Source organism: Pseudomonas gorinensis, assembly GCF_042015035.1.
GTDB classification, from domain to species: domain Bacteria; phylum Pseudomonadota; class Gammaproteobacteria; order Pseudomonadales; family Pseudomonadaceae; genus Aquipseudomonas; species Aquipseudomonas gorinensis.
Window position 1 is genome coordinate 4303227 of sequence record NZ_CP167125.1, and the last position, 18902, is coordinate 4322128.

General features: G+C 62.6%; 17 protein-coding genes. 5 read left to right on the top strand and 12 right to left on the bottom strand.

Annotated elements, in window-relative coordinates; translation table 11 throughout:
- Positions 1 to 145: 145 nt before the first annotated feature.
- The 8 genes from dctM to AB7933_RS19610 form a co-directional block, all read right to left on the bottom strand.
- Positions 146 to 1426, bottom strand: a complete 1281-nt coding sequence (dctM, locus tag AB7933_RS19575) for a C4-dicarboxylate TRAP transporter large permease protein DctM (protein ID WP_024075874.1) — start codon at positions 1424 to 1426, stop codon at positions 146 to 148.
- Positions 1426 to 2058 carry a TRAP transporter small permease gene (locus AB7933_RS19580; protein ID WP_024075875.1) on the bottom strand — a complete coding sequence of 211 codons (633 nt, stop codon included), beginning with the start codon at positions 2056 to 2058 and terminating at the stop codon, positions 1426 to 1428. Before AB7933_RS19580 ends, dctM begins: the two co-directional genes overlap by 1 nt.
- Positions 2059 to 2237: 179 nt before the next feature.
- On the bottom strand, positions 2238 to 3221 hold the full coding sequence (locus AB7933_RS19585; RefSeq protein ID WP_024075876.1) for a TRAP transporter substrate-binding protein: 984 nt from the start codon (positions 3219 to 3221) through the stop codon (positions 2238 to 2240).
- 253 nt (positions 3222 to 3474) lie between these two features.
- A complete protein-coding gene (locus AB7933_RS19590) occupies positions 3475 to 4287 on the bottom strand; it encodes an HpcH/HpaI aldolase/citrate lyase family protein (protein WP_024075877.1) in 813 nt (270 codons plus the stop codon).
- Between the two features lie 13 nt (positions 4288 to 4300).
- Positions 4301 to 5497, bottom strand: a complete 1197-nt coding sequence (locus AB7933_RS19595) for a CaiB/BaiF CoA transferase family protein (RefSeq protein WP_024075878.1) — start codon at positions 5495 to 5497, stop codon at positions 4301 to 4303.
- 9 nt (positions 5498 to 5506) lie between these two features.
- Positions 5507 to 6856 (bottom strand): MmgE/PrpD family protein, encoded by a 1350-nt coding sequence (locus tag AB7933_RS19600; RefSeq protein ID WP_024075879.1) that lies wholly within the window; start codon positions 6854 to 6856, stop codon positions 5507 to 5509.
- A gap of 10 nt (positions 6857 to 6866) precedes the next feature.
- Positions 6867 to 8030, bottom strand: coding sequence for an acyl-CoA dehydrogenase family protein (locus tag AB7933_RS19605; protein ID WP_024075880.1), 1164 nt, complete (start codon positions 8028 to 8030; stop codon positions 6867 to 6869).
- A 29-nt stretch (positions 8031 to 8059) separates the two neighbouring features.
- Complete coding sequence (locus tag AB7933_RS19610; RefSeq protein WP_024075881.1) at positions 8060 to 8878, bottom strand: FAS1-like dehydratase domain-containing protein; 819 nt, start codon at positions 8876 to 8878, stop codon at positions 8060 to 8062.
- 181 nt (positions 8879 to 9059) lie between these two features.
- On the opposite strand from AB7933_RS19610, the gene AB7933_RS19615 reads away from it, so the two are divergent.
- The 3 genes from AB7933_RS19615 (at position 9060) to AB7933_RS19625 (ending at position 12390) form a co-directional block, all read left to right on the top strand.
- Positions 9060 to 9950: a LysR family transcriptional regulator gene (locus tag AB7933_RS19615; RefSeq protein WP_024075882.1), complete on the top strand. Its 891-nt coding sequence runs from the start codon at positions 9060 to 9062 to the stop codon at positions 9948 to 9950.
- 33 nt (positions 9951 to 9983) lie between these two features.
- On the top strand, positions 9984 to 10472 hold the full coding sequence (locus tag AB7933_RS19620) for a GFA family protein (protein ID WP_024075883.1): 489 nt from the start codon (positions 9984 to 9986) through the stop codon (positions 10470 to 10472).
- A 94-nt stretch (positions 10473 to 10566) separates the two neighbouring features.
- Entirely contained in the window at positions 10567 to 12390 is a 1824-nt protein-coding gene (locus AB7933_RS19625) for a serine hydrolase domain-containing protein (protein ID WP_024075884.1), read from the top strand.
- 246 nt (positions 12391 to 12636) lie between these two features.
- Here AB7933_RS19625 and AB7933_RS19630 read toward each other — a convergent pair whose 3' ends face one another.
- Together AB7933_RS19630 and AB7933_RS19635 are read right to left on the bottom strand one after the other, a co-directional pair.
- Positions 12637 to 13914: an ATP-binding protein gene (locus AB7933_RS19630; RefSeq protein ID WP_305452068.1), complete on the bottom strand. Its 1278-nt coding sequence runs from the start codon at positions 13912 to 13914 to the stop codon at positions 12637 to 12639.
- Positions 13915 to 14622 (bottom strand): winged helix-turn-helix domain-containing protein, encoded by a 708-nt coding sequence (locus AB7933_RS19635; protein ID WP_024075886.1) that lies wholly within the window; start codon positions 14620 to 14622, stop codon positions 13915 to 13917. It lies immediately after the preceding gene.
- 156 nt (positions 14623 to 14778) lie between these two features.
- Between AB7933_RS19635 and AB7933_RS19640 the strand changes: the two genes are divergently transcribed.
- A complete protein-coding gene (locus AB7933_RS19640) occupies positions 14779 to 15978 on the top strand; it encodes an MFS transporter (RefSeq protein WP_024075887.1) in 1200 nt (399 codons plus the stop codon).
- On the opposite strand, the gene AB7933_RS19645 is transcribed toward AB7933_RS19640, so the two are convergent.
- Entirely contained in the window at positions 15934 to 16536 is a 603-nt protein-coding gene (locus AB7933_RS19645; protein ID WP_024075888.1) for a tRNA-(ms[2]io[6]A)-hydroxylase, read from the bottom strand. The two genes, AB7933_RS19640 and AB7933_RS19645, sit on opposite strands and share 45 nt — an antisense overlap.
- Before the next feature lie 148 nt (positions 16537 to 16684).
- Between AB7933_RS19645 and AB7933_RS19650 the strand changes: the two genes are divergently transcribed.
- On the top strand, positions 16685 to 17548 hold the full coding sequence (locus AB7933_RS19650; protein WP_024075889.1) for a universal stress protein: 864 nt from the start codon (positions 16685 to 16687) through the stop codon (positions 17546 to 17548).
- Between the two features lie 548 nt (positions 17549 to 18096).
- Here AB7933_RS19650 and AB7933_RS19655 read toward each other — a convergent pair.
- The gene (locus tag AB7933_RS19655) at positions 18097 to 18567 is read right to left on the bottom strand and encodes a DUF1289 domain-containing protein (protein ID WP_024075890.1); all 471 of its coding nucleotides are present in this window, start codon (positions 18565 to 18567) and stop codon (positions 18097 to 18099) included.
- Between the last annotated feature and the right edge of the window lie 335 nt (positions 18568 to 18902).

Genomic DNA, 18902 nt, shown 5'->3' on the forward strand with positions numbered 1-18902 from the left:
TAAGGCACTTTGTAGGAGCGAGCTTGCTCGCGAAAAACGCCCAGGCAACGCGTTCATTCTCGATAAACGGGGTGGCCCTGAGTTCTTCGCGAGCAAGAACTAGGCGTCCCCCTCGCTCCTACAGTGAATCACCTGTGGAGTCGCGTTACATCCCCAGCCAGTGCGGCAAGGCCAGCGAGATGAACGGCAAGTACGTGACCATGATCAGGAACACCAACAGGATCATCAGCCACGGCAACGCCGCGCGGATGGTCTGCCCCAGCGTCAAGCCGGTCACCGCCGAGGTCACGAACAGGTTCAGCCCAACGGGTGGGTGCACCAGGCCGATTTCCATGTTGACCACCATCACGATGCCCAGGTGAATCGGATCGATGCCCAGCTTCATGGCGATCGGGAAGAAGATCGGCGCCAGGATCAGCACGATGGCCGAAGGCTCCATGAAGCTGCCGGCGATCAGCAGCACCACATTGACCATGATCAAAAAGCCAATCGGCGTAAGGCCCTCGGACAGCACCCACGCCGTGATTTCCTGGGGGATCTGCTCGGTGGTCAGTACGTGGGCAAAGAGCATGGCGTTGGCGATGATAAACATCAGCATGATCGCCAGGCGCCCGGACTCCAGCAGCACCTTGGGGCAGTCGCGCAGCTTCATGTCCTTGTAGACGAACAACGCCACGAACGCCGAATACACCGCCGCTACCGCCGCCGCTTCGGTGGGCGTGAACATGCCGCTGTAGATGCCACCGAGGATGATCACCAGCAACAGCAGGCCCCAGAACGCCCGGCGCGCGCAGCTCAGCCATTCGCGCAAGGTCGCACGTGGCTGGGCCGGCAGCTTCTTGATGCGCGCGACGATGTAGATCGCGACCATCAGCATCAGGCCCAGCAGCAGCCCGGGGATCACCCCGGCCATGAACAGCTTGCCCACTGAGGTTTCCGTGGCCGCCGAGTACACCACCATCACGATCGACGGAGGTATCAGGATGCCCAGGGTGCCGGCGTTGCAGATGATCCCGGCGCCGAATTCCTTCGGGTAACCCGAACGCACCATGCCTGCCACGGCAATCGAACCCACTGCCGCCACCGTCGCCGGGGATGAGCCGGACAGCGCCGCAAACAGCATGCACGCCAGTACCGCCGCAATCGCCAGGCCGCCACGGATATGCCCGACACAGGCGTTGGCAAAATCGATCAGCCGCTGTGCCACGCCGCCGGTGGTCATGAATGCACCGGACAACAGGAAGAATGGAATCGCCAGGAAGGTGTAGGCGTCGGAGGTCTCGAACAGTTTGATCGCCAGGGAGCTGACCGAGTCCGGGCTGAACATCAGGATCGATACCGCCCCCGACAAACCCAGCGCAATGGCAATCGGCACGCCCAGGAACATGAACACGAACAGCAGCAGGAACAGACAGAGCACGGCCATCAGTGACGCTCCTCATGGCTGCCGGCCAACTTACTGGCCTCACCGGCCTCATCGGCCAGCCCCAACCCCACCTGACGGCGGGTAAAGATGCGGTAGAAAATTTCCAGGTAGCGGATAAACACCAGGGCAAAACCGATGGGCACGATGACCACGATGTCACCCACGTCGATGCCGAACTGGTCGAGGTCTTCGGCGCCGATATGCGCCGTCATTACCGCACTGACCCACTTGTAGCTGGCGACCATGAACAGCCCGGCGTAGGCCAGGCAGCAGAGGCACGCGAGCATGCCGAGCACGCGCTGCACCGGGCGCGGGGTCAGCTTGACCAGCGCATCCACGCCGAGATGGCCAGCGGTGCGCACGCCGTAGGAAATACCGAAAAAGATCAGCCAGCCGAACATGGCCTTGGTCAGCGCCACGCTCCAGGTCATGTCCTGGGCCCAGGTCATGGTGGCGTCGCCCAGGGCACCGAAGAAGTCGCTGCTGAAGGCCCACTTGTCGGCCAGGGCAAAGAACAGCGTGTAGATGTTGTTGAGCATGACGTAGACGAATGTCACCAGGGTCATGGCGGCCAACAGGAAGGCAATAACGCCTTCCTCCAGGTGCTCCCAGACGCGCCTTAGCGTTTGCATGGCAAAACCTCGCGAAAACAAATGAGATGTCAGGGTGGAAACCGGATCGAAATGTGGGAGGGGCGGTGCGAGGATTCGACTTGTCCCCGATGGCGGTGGGTCAGATATAGATAAGGTAACCGTCACACCGCTATCGGGGGCAAGCCCCCTCCCACAGGGGATCTCGGTACGCCCTGGCATTACTGGTTGGAGGCATCCGCCGCCTTGATCAGATCAGCCCCGATCTCCCCTTCGAACTTCTGCCACACCGGGCGCATGGCTTCGCGCCACAGCTGGCGTTGCGCGGGGGTCAGCTCGATGATTTCGCTGGTCTTGGCGTCGATGATCTTCTGCTTGGCCGACTGGTTCAGCGCTTCGGCCTGTTTGTTCACCTCGACAGTGACCTCGACCATGATCTGCTCCAGGGTGCTGCGAATATCCGGTGGCAGGCCGTTCCAGAACTTGGCGTTGGTGATGACCATGTAGTCGATCAAGCCATGGTTGGACTCGGTGAAGTACTTCTGCACTTCGTTGACCTTCTGGCTTTCATAGTTGGACCAGGTGTTCTCGGTACCGTTGACGGTGCCGGTCTGCAGGCCCTGGTACACCTCGGCAAAGCTCATCTTGCGCGGGTTGGCGCGGATCGCCTTGAACTGCTCTTCCAGCACGCTGGAAGCCTGCACGCGGAACTTCAGGCCACGGGCATCCTTGGGTTCATGCAGGGCCTTGTTGGCCGAAAGCTGCTTGAGGCCGTTGTGCCAATAGGCCAGGCCGAGGATGTTCTTTTCCTGCATCGAAGTCAGCAGTTGCTTGCCCTGGGCGGCCTGGAAGCGGTCGACGGCGGCCAGGTCGTTGAACAGGAACGGCAGGTCATAGATCTGCACTTGCTTGGTGTATTGCTCGAACTTGGCCAGGGACGGCGCCAGCATCTGCACGTCGCCCAGCAGCAGCGCTTCCATTTCCTTGCCGTCACCGAACAGCGACGAGTTGGGGTACACCTCGACCTTGACCTTGCCCGGCAAGCGTTCTTCGGCGAGCTTCTTGAACAGCAAAGCGCCCTGGCCCTTGGGGGTGTTTTCAGCGACCACGTGGGCGAACTTGATCACGATCGGGTCGGCCGCCTGGGCCAGGCCCGCGGCAAACAAGGTGGCGGCGCAGAACAGCGCCCGAGAAAGCTTGAGCATGGAAAATCACCTTCTTATTGTTGTGTTGTAGGGCAAGGTGCCTGATATGACGCGTGTAGTGAATTTCGAATTTTTGATACCTGCGTTCGGCCATGCCGAACACCAATCCCAAGAAAAAATGGAGAACCCCTGTGGGAGGGGGCTTGCCCCCGATGGCGGTGTGTCAGCTTGCACACTTGTCTCGGACCTACCGCTATCGGGGGCAAGTCGAATCGTCGCACCGCCCCTCCCACATTTGATTCGGTTTCGTCAGCTATAACTGTGCAAGCAACCGTTGCGCACGCAACAGCACCGGCGCATCCACCATCTGCCCATCAATCTGGTAAGCCCCTGCCCCATGGGCCCCGGCATCCACCACCCGTTGCGCCCAGGCCAGGTCTTCGGCGCTCGGCGCCATGGCGGCATGGATCACCGCCACCTGCCTGGGGTGGATACACAAGGCCCCGGCAAAGCCCATTTCATAGGCATGCCGGATCGAGCGGCGCAGGCCCTCGGGGTCGTCGATGGCCGGGTGGACACCGTCCAGCGGCGCGACCAGGCCCGCGGCGCGGGAGTGCACGATCAGCGCCAGGCGGGCCTGGTCGAGGGCGAACTGCGCGGCCGGGGTATGGCTGCTCAGGTTGAGGTCCAGCGCCAGGTCCAGGCCACCGAATGACAAGCGCTGCACCTGCGGCGCATGGGCGATCTCGGCCACGGCCAGCAGGCCCTTGGCACTTTCGATAATCGGCCAGATCCCTTTGCCCGTGGCGGCTACCACCGCCACCTGGGCCGCGCTTTCCACCTTCGGCAGCAGCACGCCGGCAACGTTTGCATGGGCCTTGCAAAACGCCACATCGGCAACGTGCTCGGCGTGCTCGGGCGCGTTGATACGTACCCACACCTGGGCCTCTGGATGTGCCTGCAAAAACACCCCAAGGTTATCCCGCGCCTGACGCTTGAGCGGTTCTTCCACCGCGTCTTCAAAATCCACAATCACCGCGTCGGCACCACTGGCCAACGCTTTGGAAAACCGCTCCGGGCGGCTGCCGGGCACAAACAGGGCCGAACGAGCTAGAGACTTGGGCATCATGGCTTCCTTGTTAGATAACACCGCGCGCGCGCAGGCTGTCGATGGCATCGCCCGAATACCCGAGCTGGTCGAGAATGCCCTGGCTGTGCTGCCCCAGTGCGGGTACGGCGTCCATACGTGGGGTAAAGGCGGCATTGCGTGCCGGTGGCAGCAGCGAGGGCAAAGGCCCCGCCGGGCTGTCGACTTCACGCCAGCGGTCACGCGCCTTGAGCTGCGGGTGATCCCACACGCCCTGCATATCGTTGACGCGGGCGCTGGCGATCTGCGCGGCCTCCAGGCGCTGGATCAGCGCTTCGGCGTCCAATTGCGCAAAACGGTCGACGATGATCTGACGCAACACCTCACGGTTGGCCGAACGCTTGAAGTTGGCGCTGAAGCGTTCATCCGTCGCCAGTTCCGGGGTAAGCAAAACCTTGTCGCAGAACGCCGCCCATTCGCGCTCGTTTTGCAAGCCGAGCATCACCGTGCCGCCGTCGCCGGTGGGGAACGGCCCATACGGGTAGATCGTCGAATGCGCCGCGCCGGCACGCGGTGGCGGCGGCGCACCGTCAAAGGCGTAGTACATCGGGTAGCCCATCCACTCCACCAGGCTTTCAAGCATGCTCACGTCGATGCGGCTGCCCTGCCCGGTCTTGCCACGCAATAGCAACGCCGAAAGGATGCCGCTGTAGGCGTACATGCCGGCGGCGATGTCGGCAATGGAGCAACCGGCCTTGGCCATCTGGTCGTCGCCCGGGCCGCCGGTCACCGACAGGAAGCCGCCCTCGCTCTGGATCAGCAGGTCGTAGGCTTTCTTTTTCTCGTAGGGCCCGCCTTCGCCATAGCCGGAAATATCGCAGACGATCAGGCGCGGGAAACGCGCATGCAGCGCCTCGAACGACAACCCCATGCGCGCCGCCGCGCCGGGTGCGAGGTTCTGCACCAGCACATCGGCGTCAGCCAGCAGGCTTTGCAGAATGTCGCCCGCCTCGTCGTGCTTGAGGTCCAGGGTCAGGCTTTCCTTGGAGCGGTTGGTCCACACGAAATGCGAGGCCAGGCCACGTACACGCTCGTCGTAGCCACGGGCGAAATCACCGGCACCGGGGCGTTCGACCTTGATCACGCGGGCGCCGAGGTCGGCCAGTTGACGGGTGCAGAATGGCGCGGCAATCGCGTGTTCCAGGCTGACAACGGTAATGCCGTCCAGCGGTCGTTGATTAGCAGTCATGACGGTTCCTTAAAGCCAATGGGCCATGGATGCGGCGTTGCGCAGGTTCCAGACCTTGTCGATCAATGCGTGGGCCTGGGCCGGTGAGCGCGCGCCGCTGAACTGGGTCAGGCGCTGGAATTTATCCGCCAGCTCAGCGCGGCTCAGGGTGTTGCCGGGGTCGCCCTTGGGCTCGTCGATGGCGCCGTGCAGCGAGCGGCCATCAACGGTGCTGACGATGACCCGGCCCAGCCAGCGCTGCGGGTAGGCGCCGTCGACTTCGGCGTCGAGGGCCATGCTGACGTTGTCGCGAAAGGCCGAAACAGCAGGATCGCTCAGTGCCCACTGGTGGAACTCGGTCAAGCCGGCCTTGCCATGCACAGCGATCAGGCCGAGCACGGTGCCCATGGAGAACTTGGCCTGGTGCACGCTGGTGGGCACCGTCACGCGCCCGAGCACATCGATGGCGCCTTGGTGCACGCGGGTTTCCACATGCGCGATATCGGCGGCGCCCAGGCCTTCACGCTGCATCACCTCCAACAGCGCATCGGCGGCAGGATGGGTATGGCGGCACGAGGCGTGAAACTTGAACGAGGTTTCCAGCAGCGCCCAGCGACGGCCAAGGTCGGCGGACAACTTGCTCGGCTCGGCATCCGTGGACATGCCCGCCGCCAAGCCCTGGTCGCCTTCGAGGATATTGCGCGCACCGGTCAGGCCATCGGCCGTCAGGTATGCGGCGAGCAAACCGTCGGCGGCCGCCTTGGCCGTGTGCAGTTGCTTGGAGTCGGCGGCATCGCGCAGGAACTCCCACAGCCCGGCGGCCTGGGTGCCGGCGCTGCCGAGCAGGTTGATGAACTGTTCCTCATTGAAATCCAGCAACTTGCCTACCGCCACCGCCGCCGCCAGGGTGCCCACCGTGGCCGTGGTGTGGAAGATGCGGTAGTGGGAGCGGCCCATGAATTCGCCGATGCGGATCCCGGCTTCATAACCCGCCACCGAGGCCAACAGCAGGTCGCGGCCGGATTTGCCCAGGTCTTGCGCGGCCGCCAAGGCCGCCGGAAACACCACGGTGGCCGGGTGCAGCACCGAGCTGTTGTGCAGGTCATCCTGCTCCACCAGATGGGACGAGGCGCCATTGACCAGCGCGGCAAAATACGCGCTGCTGCTGCCGCCATTGACGATCACCTGCGCCGGGCCGCTGCTGGGCCCCATCTTCTGCGCATAGCGTTCAAACAACGGGATCGGGTGCGCGCCCTGGCTGGCCAACGCGGAGGCCAGCCAATCCAGGTACAGGTCTTCGGTGCGCGCCAGCACGGGCTCGGGCAATTGCGCGTAGGCCAGGTCGGCCAGGAACCGACACAGGGCTTGGGTATGGCTCATGCTCAGGCCCTCAGAAGCTGCGTGGCAGTTCGAGCAAATGCTCGGCCACGTAGGACAGGATCAGGTTGGTGGAGATCGGCGCCACCTGGTACAGGCGGGTCTCGCGGAATTTGCGCTCCACGTCGTATTCGCAGGCAAAGCCGAAGCCACCGTGGGTTTGCAGGCAGGCATTGGCCGCTTCCCAGGACGCCTTGGCCGCCAGGTACTTGGCCATGTTCGCGCTGGCCCCGGCATTGGCGCCGCGGTCGTATTCGTCGCAGGCACGCCAGCGCATCAGGTCCGCCGCTTCGATTTCAATGTGCGCTTCGGCAATCGGGAACTGCACGCCCTGGTTTTGCCCGATGGGCCGGCCAAACACCACGCGGTCGCGAGCGTAGGCACTGGCTTTTTCGATGAACCAGCGGCCGTCACCGATGCACTCGGCGGCGATCAGCGTGCGTTCGGCATTCAGGCCATCGAGGATGTATTTGAAACCCTTGCCTTCCTCGCCAATCAGGCTGTCCAGGGGCAGTTCCAGGTTGTCGAAGAACAGCTCGTTGGTTTCGTGGTTGACCATGTTGGCGATGGGTTGCACGGTCAGGCCGTTGCCGATGGCTTCGCGCAGGTCGACCATGAAGATCGACATGCCCTCGGACTTTTTCTTCACCTCGGCCAACGGCGTGGTGCGCGCCAGCAGGATCATCAAGTCGGAATGCTGCACCCGTGAGATCCACACCTTCTGGCCGTTGATCACATACTTGTCGCCGCGCTTGATCGCAGTGGTCTTGATCTTGGTGGTATCGGTACCGGTGGTGGGCTCGGTGACGCCCATCGATTGCAGGCGTAATTCGCCGCTGGCCAGCTTGGGCAGGTAGAAGCTTTTCTGCGCCGCGCTGCCGTGACGCAACAGGGTGAACATGTTGTACATCTGGCCATGCACGGTGCCGGAGTTGCCGCCACAGCGGTTGACCTCTTCAAGGATCACCGAGGCCTCGGCCAGGCCCAGGCCCGAGCCGCCATACTCTTCCGGGATCATCGCCGACAGCCAGCCGGCATCGGTCAGGGCCTTGACGAAGGCTTCGGGGAAGCCTTTTTCCTCGTCGATCCGGCGCCAATAAGCGGCATCGAATTCGGCGCACAAGGCACGCACCCCTTCGCGGATGGCATTGAGTGCTTCGTTGTCATTCGGGTTCATCTAACGGCTCTCCGCCTGTTGTTCTTGGATTATTCGAAATGCACTTCGGCCTGCTGGGCCAGGCCGTCCGCGTTACCGGCCCACAGCGCGGCAACGCCTGGCTGCGTGACGTGCCCGCCCACCTCGAACGGCTGAGGCGCGATCAGTGGGCGCACCCCGCGATAGCTGAAACGACGCAAGGTGGCTTCAGGGTGGGCGCGGCAAAACGCGCGCAGGCTCAAGGTCGCGATCAGCGGGCCATGTACCACCAGCCCGGCGTAGCCTTCGGTGCCGGTGACATAGGGGTAGTCGTAGTGGATGCGGTGGCCGTTGAAGGTCACGGCGCTGTAGCGAAACAGCAGGGTCGGCGTGGGGGCGATCGTTTCGTGCCATTCGCCTTGGGCCAGGGCCTCGCCGCTGCCCTGCTTGGGTGGCGTGGGCTCGCGGTAGACGATGTCCTGTTCTTCGCGGATCGCCAGGCGGCCGTCCTGGGAATAGTCGTGACGCACCGTGACAAACAACAGTGAACCGCTGCGGCCGGTTTTCTCCTCGACCTGGGTGATGGTTGACACCCGGGTGGCCGCCTCGCCGGCACGCAGTGGGTGCAGGAACTCGATCCGCCCACCGGCCCACATGCGATTGCGCTTATCCGCCGGCGGCAGGAAGCCGCCACGGGCCGGGTGGCCGTCGGTGCCCAGGGCCGACTCGGGCAGCGGGTCCTGGAAGAAACACCACTGCCACAGCGGCGGCAGATCCTGGCCCTGCTCGGGGACGGCTTGGCCAAGGGTGGCGGCAATGCGTTTGAGCAGGTTATGGCTCAGGTGGTCGTGGGCGGTTTCGCTTCGGCCGATCCAATCAGTGGCGCTCATCAGGTACAGGTCCTCGGGCAGTGAGTGTCTGCCCCGGATCATGCAAGCGCCTGGCCGTTCTGAGAATTTGCATTTCAATAAACCAGCGTTCGGCTATGCTGAACGCCAATCGTCCGATCAGCCCCTCTTGTGGCGAGGCAGCAAGCCCCCGCCACAGGTGGTCGTACACCTGGAGTTTTGCATGCACTTCGATCTCGCCGACCTGCGCCTGTTCATCCATATCGCCGAATCCCCCAGCCTGACCCAGGGCGCCAAGCGCGCATTCCTCTCGCCTGCCGCCGCGAGTGCACGGATCAAGGCCCTGGAAGGCCAACTCGATACCCGCCTGCTGTACCGTGACAGCCGTGGCGTGGAAATCACCCCGGCGGGCGAACGCCTGTTGCACCACGCCCGGCTGATCATGCGCCAGGTGGACTACCTGAAAAGTGAGTTCACCCAATATGGCGTGGATTCCGCCGGGCATATCCGCATCTTTGCCAACACCACGGCGGTGACCGAATTCCTGCCCGAGGTGCTGGCCGGTTTCCTGTCACAGCGCCCCGGCGTCACCGTCGATCTACAGGAACGCTTGTCGCGGGATATCGTGCGTGGCGTGCTCGATGGCACCAGTGACATGGGAATCATCGCCGGCCCGGTAGAAGCGGCAGGCTTGCAGGTGCTGCATTTCAGCACCGATGAGCTGGTCTTGATGGTGCCGGTGGGCCACCCCTTGGCCGGGCAACCCTCGGTCACCCTGGAACAGACCCTGGCCTACCAGCATATCGGCCTGCACGAAGGCAGCACCTTGCTCAGCTTCCTGCGCGAGCACGTGGAGCGGATCGGCAAGCACTTGTCGCTGCGCATCCAGGTCTCGAGCTTCGAGGCAATCTGCCGGATGGTCGAGGCCGGCGTGGGCATTGGCATCATCCCGGAGTCCGCCGCCGTCCGGCACAGCCGTACCATGCAACTGGTGGCGGTGAAGCTGGATGAACCCTGGGCGATTCGTGAGCGCAGCATTCTGGTGCGGGAGCTGGAGGCATTGCCGGGCACGATCCGCGCCCTGATCGCAACCCTGATGCCGAAGAGCGCCTAAGCTGAACAGTCACCCAGCCAGAGGAGACACCTTATGCAACTTGAAGGATCCTGCCACTGCGGCGCCGTCACGTTCAGCCTGAGCAGTGCCCACCCTTACCCGTACCAGCGTTGCTACTGCTCGATCTGCCGCAAGACCCAAGGGGGTGGTGGCTACGCCATCAACCTCGCGGGCGATGCCAGCAGCCTGAAAGTGCGCGGGCGCAAACTGATCTCGATCTACCATGCCCGGCTCAAGCCAGAAGGTGCCAGCCGGGCCCATGCCAGCACCGCCGAACGGCATTTCTGCTCGCAGTGCGGCAGTGCGCTATGGCTGTTCAGCCCGGAGTGGCCGGAGCTGATCCACCCGTTTGCCTCGGCCATCGACACGCCGTTGCCGGTGCCGCCGGAGCATACGCACCTGATGCTGGGCTCGAAGGCGCCGTGGGTTGAAGTCAGCGTGCGCGAGGGCGACCTTCAATTTGATGAATACCCCGAGGAATCGATTGCACAGTGGCATGAGCGACTGGGGTTGACTCGTTAACAATCTTTGACAGTTTCCCGACAAAGCTTGCAAAGATTGTTGGACGGCCCTCCCCTAGCATTCGAGCATCCAAACAACCATCCGGGTGCTCTTCATGTTTCGCACATTGCGCGGTATTCCGTTGCTGGGTTGCCTGTTGGGCAGTATCGGTTGCCATGGCCAACCCTCTGCCCCGCCGCCGATTGCCAAGGGTGACTACAGTGCGATCATCCGTTATCTGCAAGCGCGCATTCCACGGGAAATGGCCCGGGAAAATGTGCCGGGGCTGTCCATCGCGTTGGTCAATGGCCAGGAACTGATCTGGGCCCATGGCTTCGGCCTGGCGGACAAAGCCCGTGGCGTGCCGGTAACCCCCAACACGGCATTTCGCGCAGGGGCCATTTCCAAATTGCTCACCGCCACCGCGGCCCTGCAATTGGTAGAACAACAACGGCTGGAGCTTGATGCACCGATCCAGCACACCCTGCGCGAGTTCTATGTGCGCTCGCGCTTTCATAGCGACCAGGCCGCCGCCGACCGCGATATCACCCTGCGCCGCCTGCTCAGTCATCAGTCGGGCTTACCCAGCGAGCACCTGCGAGACCTGCGCAGTTCCTTCGCCATGAGCCAGATGCCAATGCGCGTCTCGGGGGTGTGGCTGAGCAGCCCGCCAGGATCCCAGGTGGCCTATTCCAATCTCGGTTATGCGCTGGTCGGCGCTGCGATTGAACGCAGCACCGGCAAGGACTTCGAAACCCAGCTGCAAACCAGCCTGCTCAAGCCGTTGCGAATGAGCCAGTCGAGTTTTGTCGGCACCGGCACCCAACTGGGCTACCGCGCCCTGGGTTATCAGGACGGCAGCGCCAGCACTGACGCCCAGGTGCGTGACCTCGCCGCCGCCGGTTTATGGACCAGCCCCAAGGACCTGAGCCACTACGTGCAGATGCTGTTTGCCCAGGGTATCTACCGGGACCATCGCGTAGTGGGCAGCGCCTCCATCGAACAGATGTTCACCCAGCAAAACACCGGGAACGCCCTGGACTTCGACTGCCAGATCGGCCTCGGGTGGTTTCTCGCCCCCTGTGGCGACGAGCCGGTCGCCCCCGGTGTACGCACCTACCAGCACAGTGGCGGTGGCGACGATTTTGCCGCGCAATTGACCCTGCTGCCGGACCCGCAACTGGCGGTCATCATCATGGCCAACGACAGCAACGCCGAAGACATGGTGGTCGCGCTGTCCAACGACGCCCTGCGCCTGATGCTCCAGGCGCAGACAGGCCGCCCTGTGTGCGCCGATAACTGCGCGGCCCCCACCCATGGGCTCAAGTTGCGCCAGGTGCCGGCAGCCGTCGACCGCAAGCGCCTGGCTGGGTTTTACGCCACGGCCTGGGGCGTGTTCCGCATCCGGGACGAGCACTCGCGCCTGTCCGGTGAGCTGTCGGGGTATACCTTTGACTTGCTGCGCGATGAGGACGGCTGGCTGCGCGCGCAGAAAAAGTTCCTCGGTTTCTGGCTCGAGGATCTCGGCGAACTGGGGCGTGTGCAACTCGACGTCGTCACCGTACAGGGCCGGCAAATGCTGACTGCGCGCAGCCACGGCCAGCGCATTGCCCTGGGTGAGCGGATCGACCCGCCAACCCTGCCCCTGGCCTGGGCCGACACCATCGGCACCTACCAGGTACTCAACACCCATGAGCCTGACGCGCCGCTGAGCGGCGTCAGCGTGCGCCTGGAGGACGGCTTCCTGGTAATCCGCGGGCAACTGCACGACGAGCCGCTGACCGATTACATCCTGCTGCCCGTGGACAACGCCCATGCCGTATTGGCCGGCAACGGCTATGGCCTGGGCGACACCGTCAGCCGCCAGGTCAACGGCCTCAGCGCTTCGGGCTACGCCTTCAAACGCACGCAATCGCCGCACAAACCGCTGATTTTTTAACCCTGGAGGAACACTGTAACTGTGGCGAGCGGGCTGGCGTGTGGCGAGCGGGCTTGTTGTGGCGAGCGGGCTTGCCCCGCGTTGGGGCGCGAAGCGGCCCCATTACAAGCGATGTGTTTTTAACTGACACACCGCGGTGCCTGGTTTTGGGGCTGCTTCGCAGCCCAACGCGGGGCAAGCCCGCTCGCCACAACAAGCCCGTTCGCCACAACAAGCCTGCTCGCCACAGGATGACCCGCGGGAGGCTTATTCGGCGTACGCCCACGTCATCCGAAACGACGCCCCGCCCCACTCCGAATCCAGCACTTGCACCTGGCCGCCGTGCCACTGCGATACCCGCTGCACAAGCGCCAGGCCCAGGCCGAAGCCGCCGGTGCGGCGGTCACGGCTGGCGTCGAGGCGCATGAACGGCTGGAAGATTTTTGCCCGGCCCTCCTCGGGCACGCCAGGGCCGTCATCGCAGACCCGCACTTCGTAGCCGCTGCCGAACTTGACCAGTGACACTTCCACGCGGCGGTCGGCGTAACGGATGGCGTTGCGCAGCAGGTTGATCACCGCGCGCGCCATAAAACGTGGCTCGATCTGGATAATGTCGACTTCACAGGTGCGCAGTGACAGGTGCACACCTTCCGCCTCGGCCTCCAGGGCGACGCTGCCAATCACGCTGTCGAGCCAGCTGTGGGCTTCGATATTTTCCCGGGTGACCTGGGTGGCGCCGCGCTCGAGGCTGGCGTAGGTCAGCAGCTCGGAGACCATTTCTTCCAGTTCGCCCAAGTCGGCGTACATGTCCGTGATCAGCGCGCGGCTCTGGCGCGGGTCGGCCTGTTGCCGGAGTTGGTCGAGCTCGAACGACAGGCGCGCAATCGGCGTGCGCAACTCATGGGAGACTGCGTTGGTCAGTTCGCGCTGGTTGGCGATCAGGCTTTCGATGCGTTCGGCCATCTGGTTGAAGTGCCCGGCCAGCTCGCGCACGGTGGAGCGGCGCGGCAGCAGGATGCGCGAACCGAGGTCGTTGTCACCGAAGCGCTGCGCGGCCAGGCGGATATGTTCCAGGTCGCGCCAATGGGGACGAACCCAGAAGTACAGCACGATGGCCAGGCACACCCCGAGGAAACCATAGGCCCACAGGTACAGCCACTTGGGCTCTTCCGGCAACTTGATTTCCAGCAGTTGCGAGCTACCGTCGATGGTCGCGAGAAACTCCATGAAGTCGCCGCGCACCACCAACTGCCCCTTGTCCAAAAGCGCCTGTTCACGCTCGGTCAGGGCCTGGGTATCCTTCTGCACCAGCTTCAGGCGCAGCCCGTAATGGGGCTGCAACTCGGCCAGCCGGGCCTGGCGCGCGTCCCCTTGCAGAGGACGCAATTGCTCTACCAGTCCATACGCCGGACCCCGCACGGCTTCGCGGTTATAGGTTTCGTTGGCTTCGGGCATCAGCTCATCGAAGGTGTAGTTGACCAGCCAGATAGCCCCCGCCAGGTCCAGGGCCAGAATCACATACAGGCGCAGAAACAGGCGCAGCATCTAGACCTCCCACGCAAATGGATTGAACAGATAACCCTTGCCCCAGATGGTCTTGATGCACACCGGCTCACGCGGGTTGTCATTGAGTTTGCCGCGCAGTTTGCTGATGTACACGTCGACGCTGCGGTTCAGGCCATCGAAGGCAATGCCGCGCATGCGGTTGAGGATGTCATCGCGGGACAGGATCTTGCCGGCGTTGCTGGCCAGCAACCACAGCAATTCGAATTCCATGGTGGTGAGGTCGATCTGCTCCTCCCCCAGGCTGACTACCCGGCAACTGCGGTCAATCGACAGTCGGCCGAACTCCACGGCGCCGCGCACCGTTGGCTCCGGTGACTGGCGACGTTGCAGGGCACGCAGGCGTGCGAGCAGCACCGGCGGCTTGATCGGCTTGATCACGTAATCGTCGGCGCCGGATTCCAGGCCCAGGATATGGTCCAGGTCATCTTCCTTGGCGGTGAGGATCACGATGGGCGTGTCGGACACCGTGCGAATCTCGCGACACACATGCAGGCCGCTCTGGCCGGGCAGCATCAGGTCGAGCACGACAATCTTGGGCTTGAAGTCGAGAAACACCGCCAAGGCCAAATCGCCCCGGTGCACCACCCGCACCTCAAAGCCATGCTGCGCCAGAAAATGCGCGATCAGCGCTGCCAGCTTCTCATCGTCCTCAACGAGCAGGACCTTGCCCAGACCCAGGTTTTCCATACGTTCTCAATATGCGACGCCGATTGAAGTGCGGGCATTATAGGTGGCAAGCTGCCCGACAGCAGCGCTTGGCCCGTAGCGGGTGACCAAGCTTCATGCTTTTAAGAGTTTTTAACAAATAGCCTGCAATCTTTAACGCCATTCACAGGGAGTTGTATGCGCAAGGATTACCTGGCGTTCTTCGTTTCGCTGTTCCTGTCACGGCTGGCGGACCAGATTCTGCTGTTTATCGTGCCGCTCATCGTGTTCCAGACCACCAACAGCGTGAGCTGGGCGGGCCTGGCATTTTTTCTCGAGTCGCTACCGCGCTACCTGGCGTTCCCGGTGTGCGGGGCATTGTGCGACAAGTTCTCGCCAGTCCGCATCCTGCATATCAGCCAGGTCTACCGAGCACTGGCCTGTGTGGTCGCGGTAGCGCTGTACGGGGTGTTCGACGGCTTTTACTGGATTGTGCTGCTGTCGGCGCTGTGCGGGGTGTTGACCACCCAGGGCATCATGGCGCGGGAAGTGCTGATGCCGCACATCTTCAGGCAGTACAGCTATACCAAGACGTTGTCCTATTCGCAGATTGCCGACCAGAGCGGCCTGGTGCTGGGCCCCTTGGTCGCGGCGCTGATGCTGCAAGTGTGGGCCTGGCATTGGGTGGTAGTGGGGGTTGCCGGGCTGTTTGTCCTGGCAGACCTGGCGATGCTGATCTGGCAACGCCATAGCCGGGTGCACCTGGAAACCTTCGAGCAACACCAGGATATCTGGCTGCAACCGCTGCGCATTGCCTTCCGGCATATCCGCAACCTGACGCAATTGAAGCGGATCATCACCCTGGCGGTCGGCGTCAACCTGATCATCGGTGTGACGCTGGCGACTTCGGCGGCAATGGTCACGGGGCACTTTGCCGCCGACAAGGACGCCTATGCGTTGCTGCAAGCCGCGGGGGCCGTGGTGACCATCGCGATTCTGTTTTACCTGGCGCGCTGCAGCCTGCCGTTGAAGGTACTGGGTGGGTTGTCGTATTCGATGATTGCACTCGGGGCGCTGATCACCGCGCTCAGCCCCGGGCTCATGACCTACGCCGTGGGCTTCTTGCTGGTCACCGGTTTCGACAAAATGTTCAACGTGTACCTGCGCAGCACCCGCCAGCGCGTGATACCAGTGCAGGACTTTGGCAAGACGGTGGGCGTGCTCACCCTGCTCAACAACCTGGCCCAACCGCTGGCGGGCTTGCTGATCGCGTTGCTGGCGGCGCCCTGGGGCACGCAAACGGTGATCCTGCTGTTGACCGGGATCACCGCGCTGATCGGCGTCGCCGTGGCCTCAGGCTGGCACGCCACTGTGAAAGCGGAACTCGACGTCGGGTGACTCGATCAGTGCCTGCTCGGCCGCCCGCACCCGCTCGATCACCTGGGCGATGTCCTTGGCGTCGCCATACTGGTAGGCCAGCTTCAGGTAACCCTGGTAGTGCCGCGCTTCGCTCTTGAGCAAGCCGAAGTAAAACTTGCCGAGTTCCTCGTCCAGATGCGGTACCAGGGCTTCGAAACGCTCGCAACTGCGCGCCTCGATAAACGCGCCGACCACCAGGGTATCCACCAGCTTGACCGGTTCATGGCTACGCACAACCTTGCGCAACCCGGAGGCGTAACGCCCAGCATGCAACTGGCGCAACTCGACCTTGCGCTTCTTCATCAGGCGCATCACTTGCTCGTGGTGCACCAGCTCTTCCCGGGCCAGGCGCGACATCATGTTGATCAGGTCCACATGGCCGTGGTACTTGGCGATCAGGCTCAGGGCAGTGCTGGCGGCCTTGAATTCGCAGTTCTTGTGGTCGATCAGCAGGGTGTCCTGATCGGCCAGCGCGGCCTGCACCCAGGCGTCGGGGGTGGGGCAACCGAGGAATTCGTGGATTTCGGGCAGGTTCATCGGGCTCACGGGCAAAGGGTCACAAAAGGGCGCCGATTATACCGACCACGCCGCAGACCACCAGCCACTGGCCTTGATGTGCATCAACATGACGGCTGGCGAGCAGCAACTATAGTTGTCTAACGCCCCTTTTCTGGAGATCCCGACCATGCAAGCTATCCGCAGCATCCTGGTGGTCATCGAGCCCGAGCATTCGGAAAGCCTGGCCCTCAAGCGCGCCAAGCTGATCGCCGGGGTCACCGACGCGCACCTGCACTTGCTGGTCTGCGACAGGAAACACGAGCATTCGGCGCTCTTGAGCCTGCTCAAGACCGGTTTGCAGGGTGACGGCTATAGCGTCACCACCGAGCAAGCCTGGAATGACAGCCTGCACAAAACCATCATCGACGTGCAGCAGGCCGAAGGCTGTGGGCTGGTGATCAAGCAGCACTATCCCGACAGCCCGTTGAAAAAGGCCCTGCTGACGCCCGCGGACTGGAAGCTGCTGCGCTATTGCCCGACGCCGGTCCTACTGGTCAAGACCTCGACGCCGTGGGCCGACGGCGTAATCCTCGCGGCCATCGACGTGGGCAACAGCGATGTCGAACACCGCGCACTGCACCACTCGATCATTGACCACGGTTTTGATATCGCCAGCCTGGCCAAGGCCCAACTGCATGTGATCAGCGCCCATCCGTCGCCCATGCTGTCGGCGGCGGATCCGACCTTCCAGCTCAAGGAAACCATCGAGGCGCGCTATCGCGAGCAATGCCAGGCGTTCCAGGCCGAATTCGACGTGGATGACGCGCACCTTCATATCAAGGAAGGCCCGGCAGATGTGCTGATCCCGCATACGGCGCACGCGCTCCAGGCCGCGGTGACGATCATCGGCACTGTCGCACGCACCGGGATTTCCGGAGCGCTGATCGGCAACACCGCCGAAGTGGTGCTGGATGCGCTGGAGAGTGACGTGCTGGTGCTCAAGCCGCAGGCGTTGATGGACCAACTGGAAGAACTCGCAACCACGGCCTGACGCTGATCCTCGAAGGCAACCGAGATCCAATGTGGGAGGGGGCTTGCCCCTGATAGCGGTGTGTCAGTTACAGGTTAGCTGACTGATACACCGCTATCGGGGGCAAGCCCTAATGCCGTTCAGTTAAGGCTTTTTTGTAGGAGCGAGCTTGCTCGCGAAGAACTTACAGGCGCCGCGTTCATTCAGGAAACACGCGTTATCGTTGACGTTTTTCGCGAGCAAGAACTAGGCGTCCCCCTCGCTCCTACAGAAGGCGATGTACGCTTAACTGAATGGCATTAGGGCAAGCCCCCTCCCACATGTTGCTCCCCGTATGTTCGCGATTAATGCAGTGCCCGCACTCGTTCGAAAGTAGCATTCGCACCCCCATCCCAAGAGCCTGCTGGTGAGCTACGACATCAATCCGCTGGGGTTCTTCTACCCCTTTGATGCAACGCGGTCCCCTGTGGGAGGGGGCTTGCCCCCGATGGCGGTGTGTCAGTCACAGCTGTTTGAGCTGACACTCCCTCATCGGGGGCAAGCCCCCTCCCACATTTGGATTTGTGTTGTCAGTCGGCGAACGCATCCCTCAGGAACGCCGGCGCGATATAGCGCTGGTAGTGCGCCTCGGACAGGATGAAGAACTCACGGTCGATGGCATCGCGCAGCTCTGGGAGCGCCCAGTCGCGAAACTCCGGCAGCAGCACCATGCCATAAGCCTCCAGGTTGTTGATCACCCGCGCCCCACGGGCAATCAACTGGTACGCCCAGCAGTACTCGGACTGGTGCGGCACAAAGCGAATCTTGCGTTGCTCCAGTTGCCCACGCAGGGTCTTGGGGTCGAAAACCTCCAGCTTGCCGGCCATCACCTGTACCAGCAGCTGCTCAAGCCTTAGCCATACGGCGCGTTTTTGCTCTTCGTTATACCCATTCCATTGGATCACTTCGTGGTGGAAGCGCTTGCAGCCGCGGCACACGAGATCGCCGTAAACCGTTGAGCACAGGCCTACGCAGGGGGTCTTGATGGTTTGATTGGACATGGGTGGCAACACACAAATCAGCGAAACAGTGCGCCATGTTAGCCCTTTGTCTAAGGTTGATCACCCAGCAAACTTAGTCAGGCAACTTACCTTTAGAAATTTTTTGCCGTAGAATCATCCGGCCTTGTAAGGCGCCAAACAATCCGCTGGAAGCTGTTTTCAAAGCGTCACGAGCACAGTCGTTCCTTCAGAACGGTGTTGGCGATGGTGATTACCCGGTAGGTAGTCCCAGCGCCAACCCTCATCAGCTCCGTTCTGCAGGCGTAAAACTTTGAAAGCAGCTTCTGTGAGGAATGCCGGCAGCGCTGGCTTTGCGGCCCAAAAAGCCCCCGAGC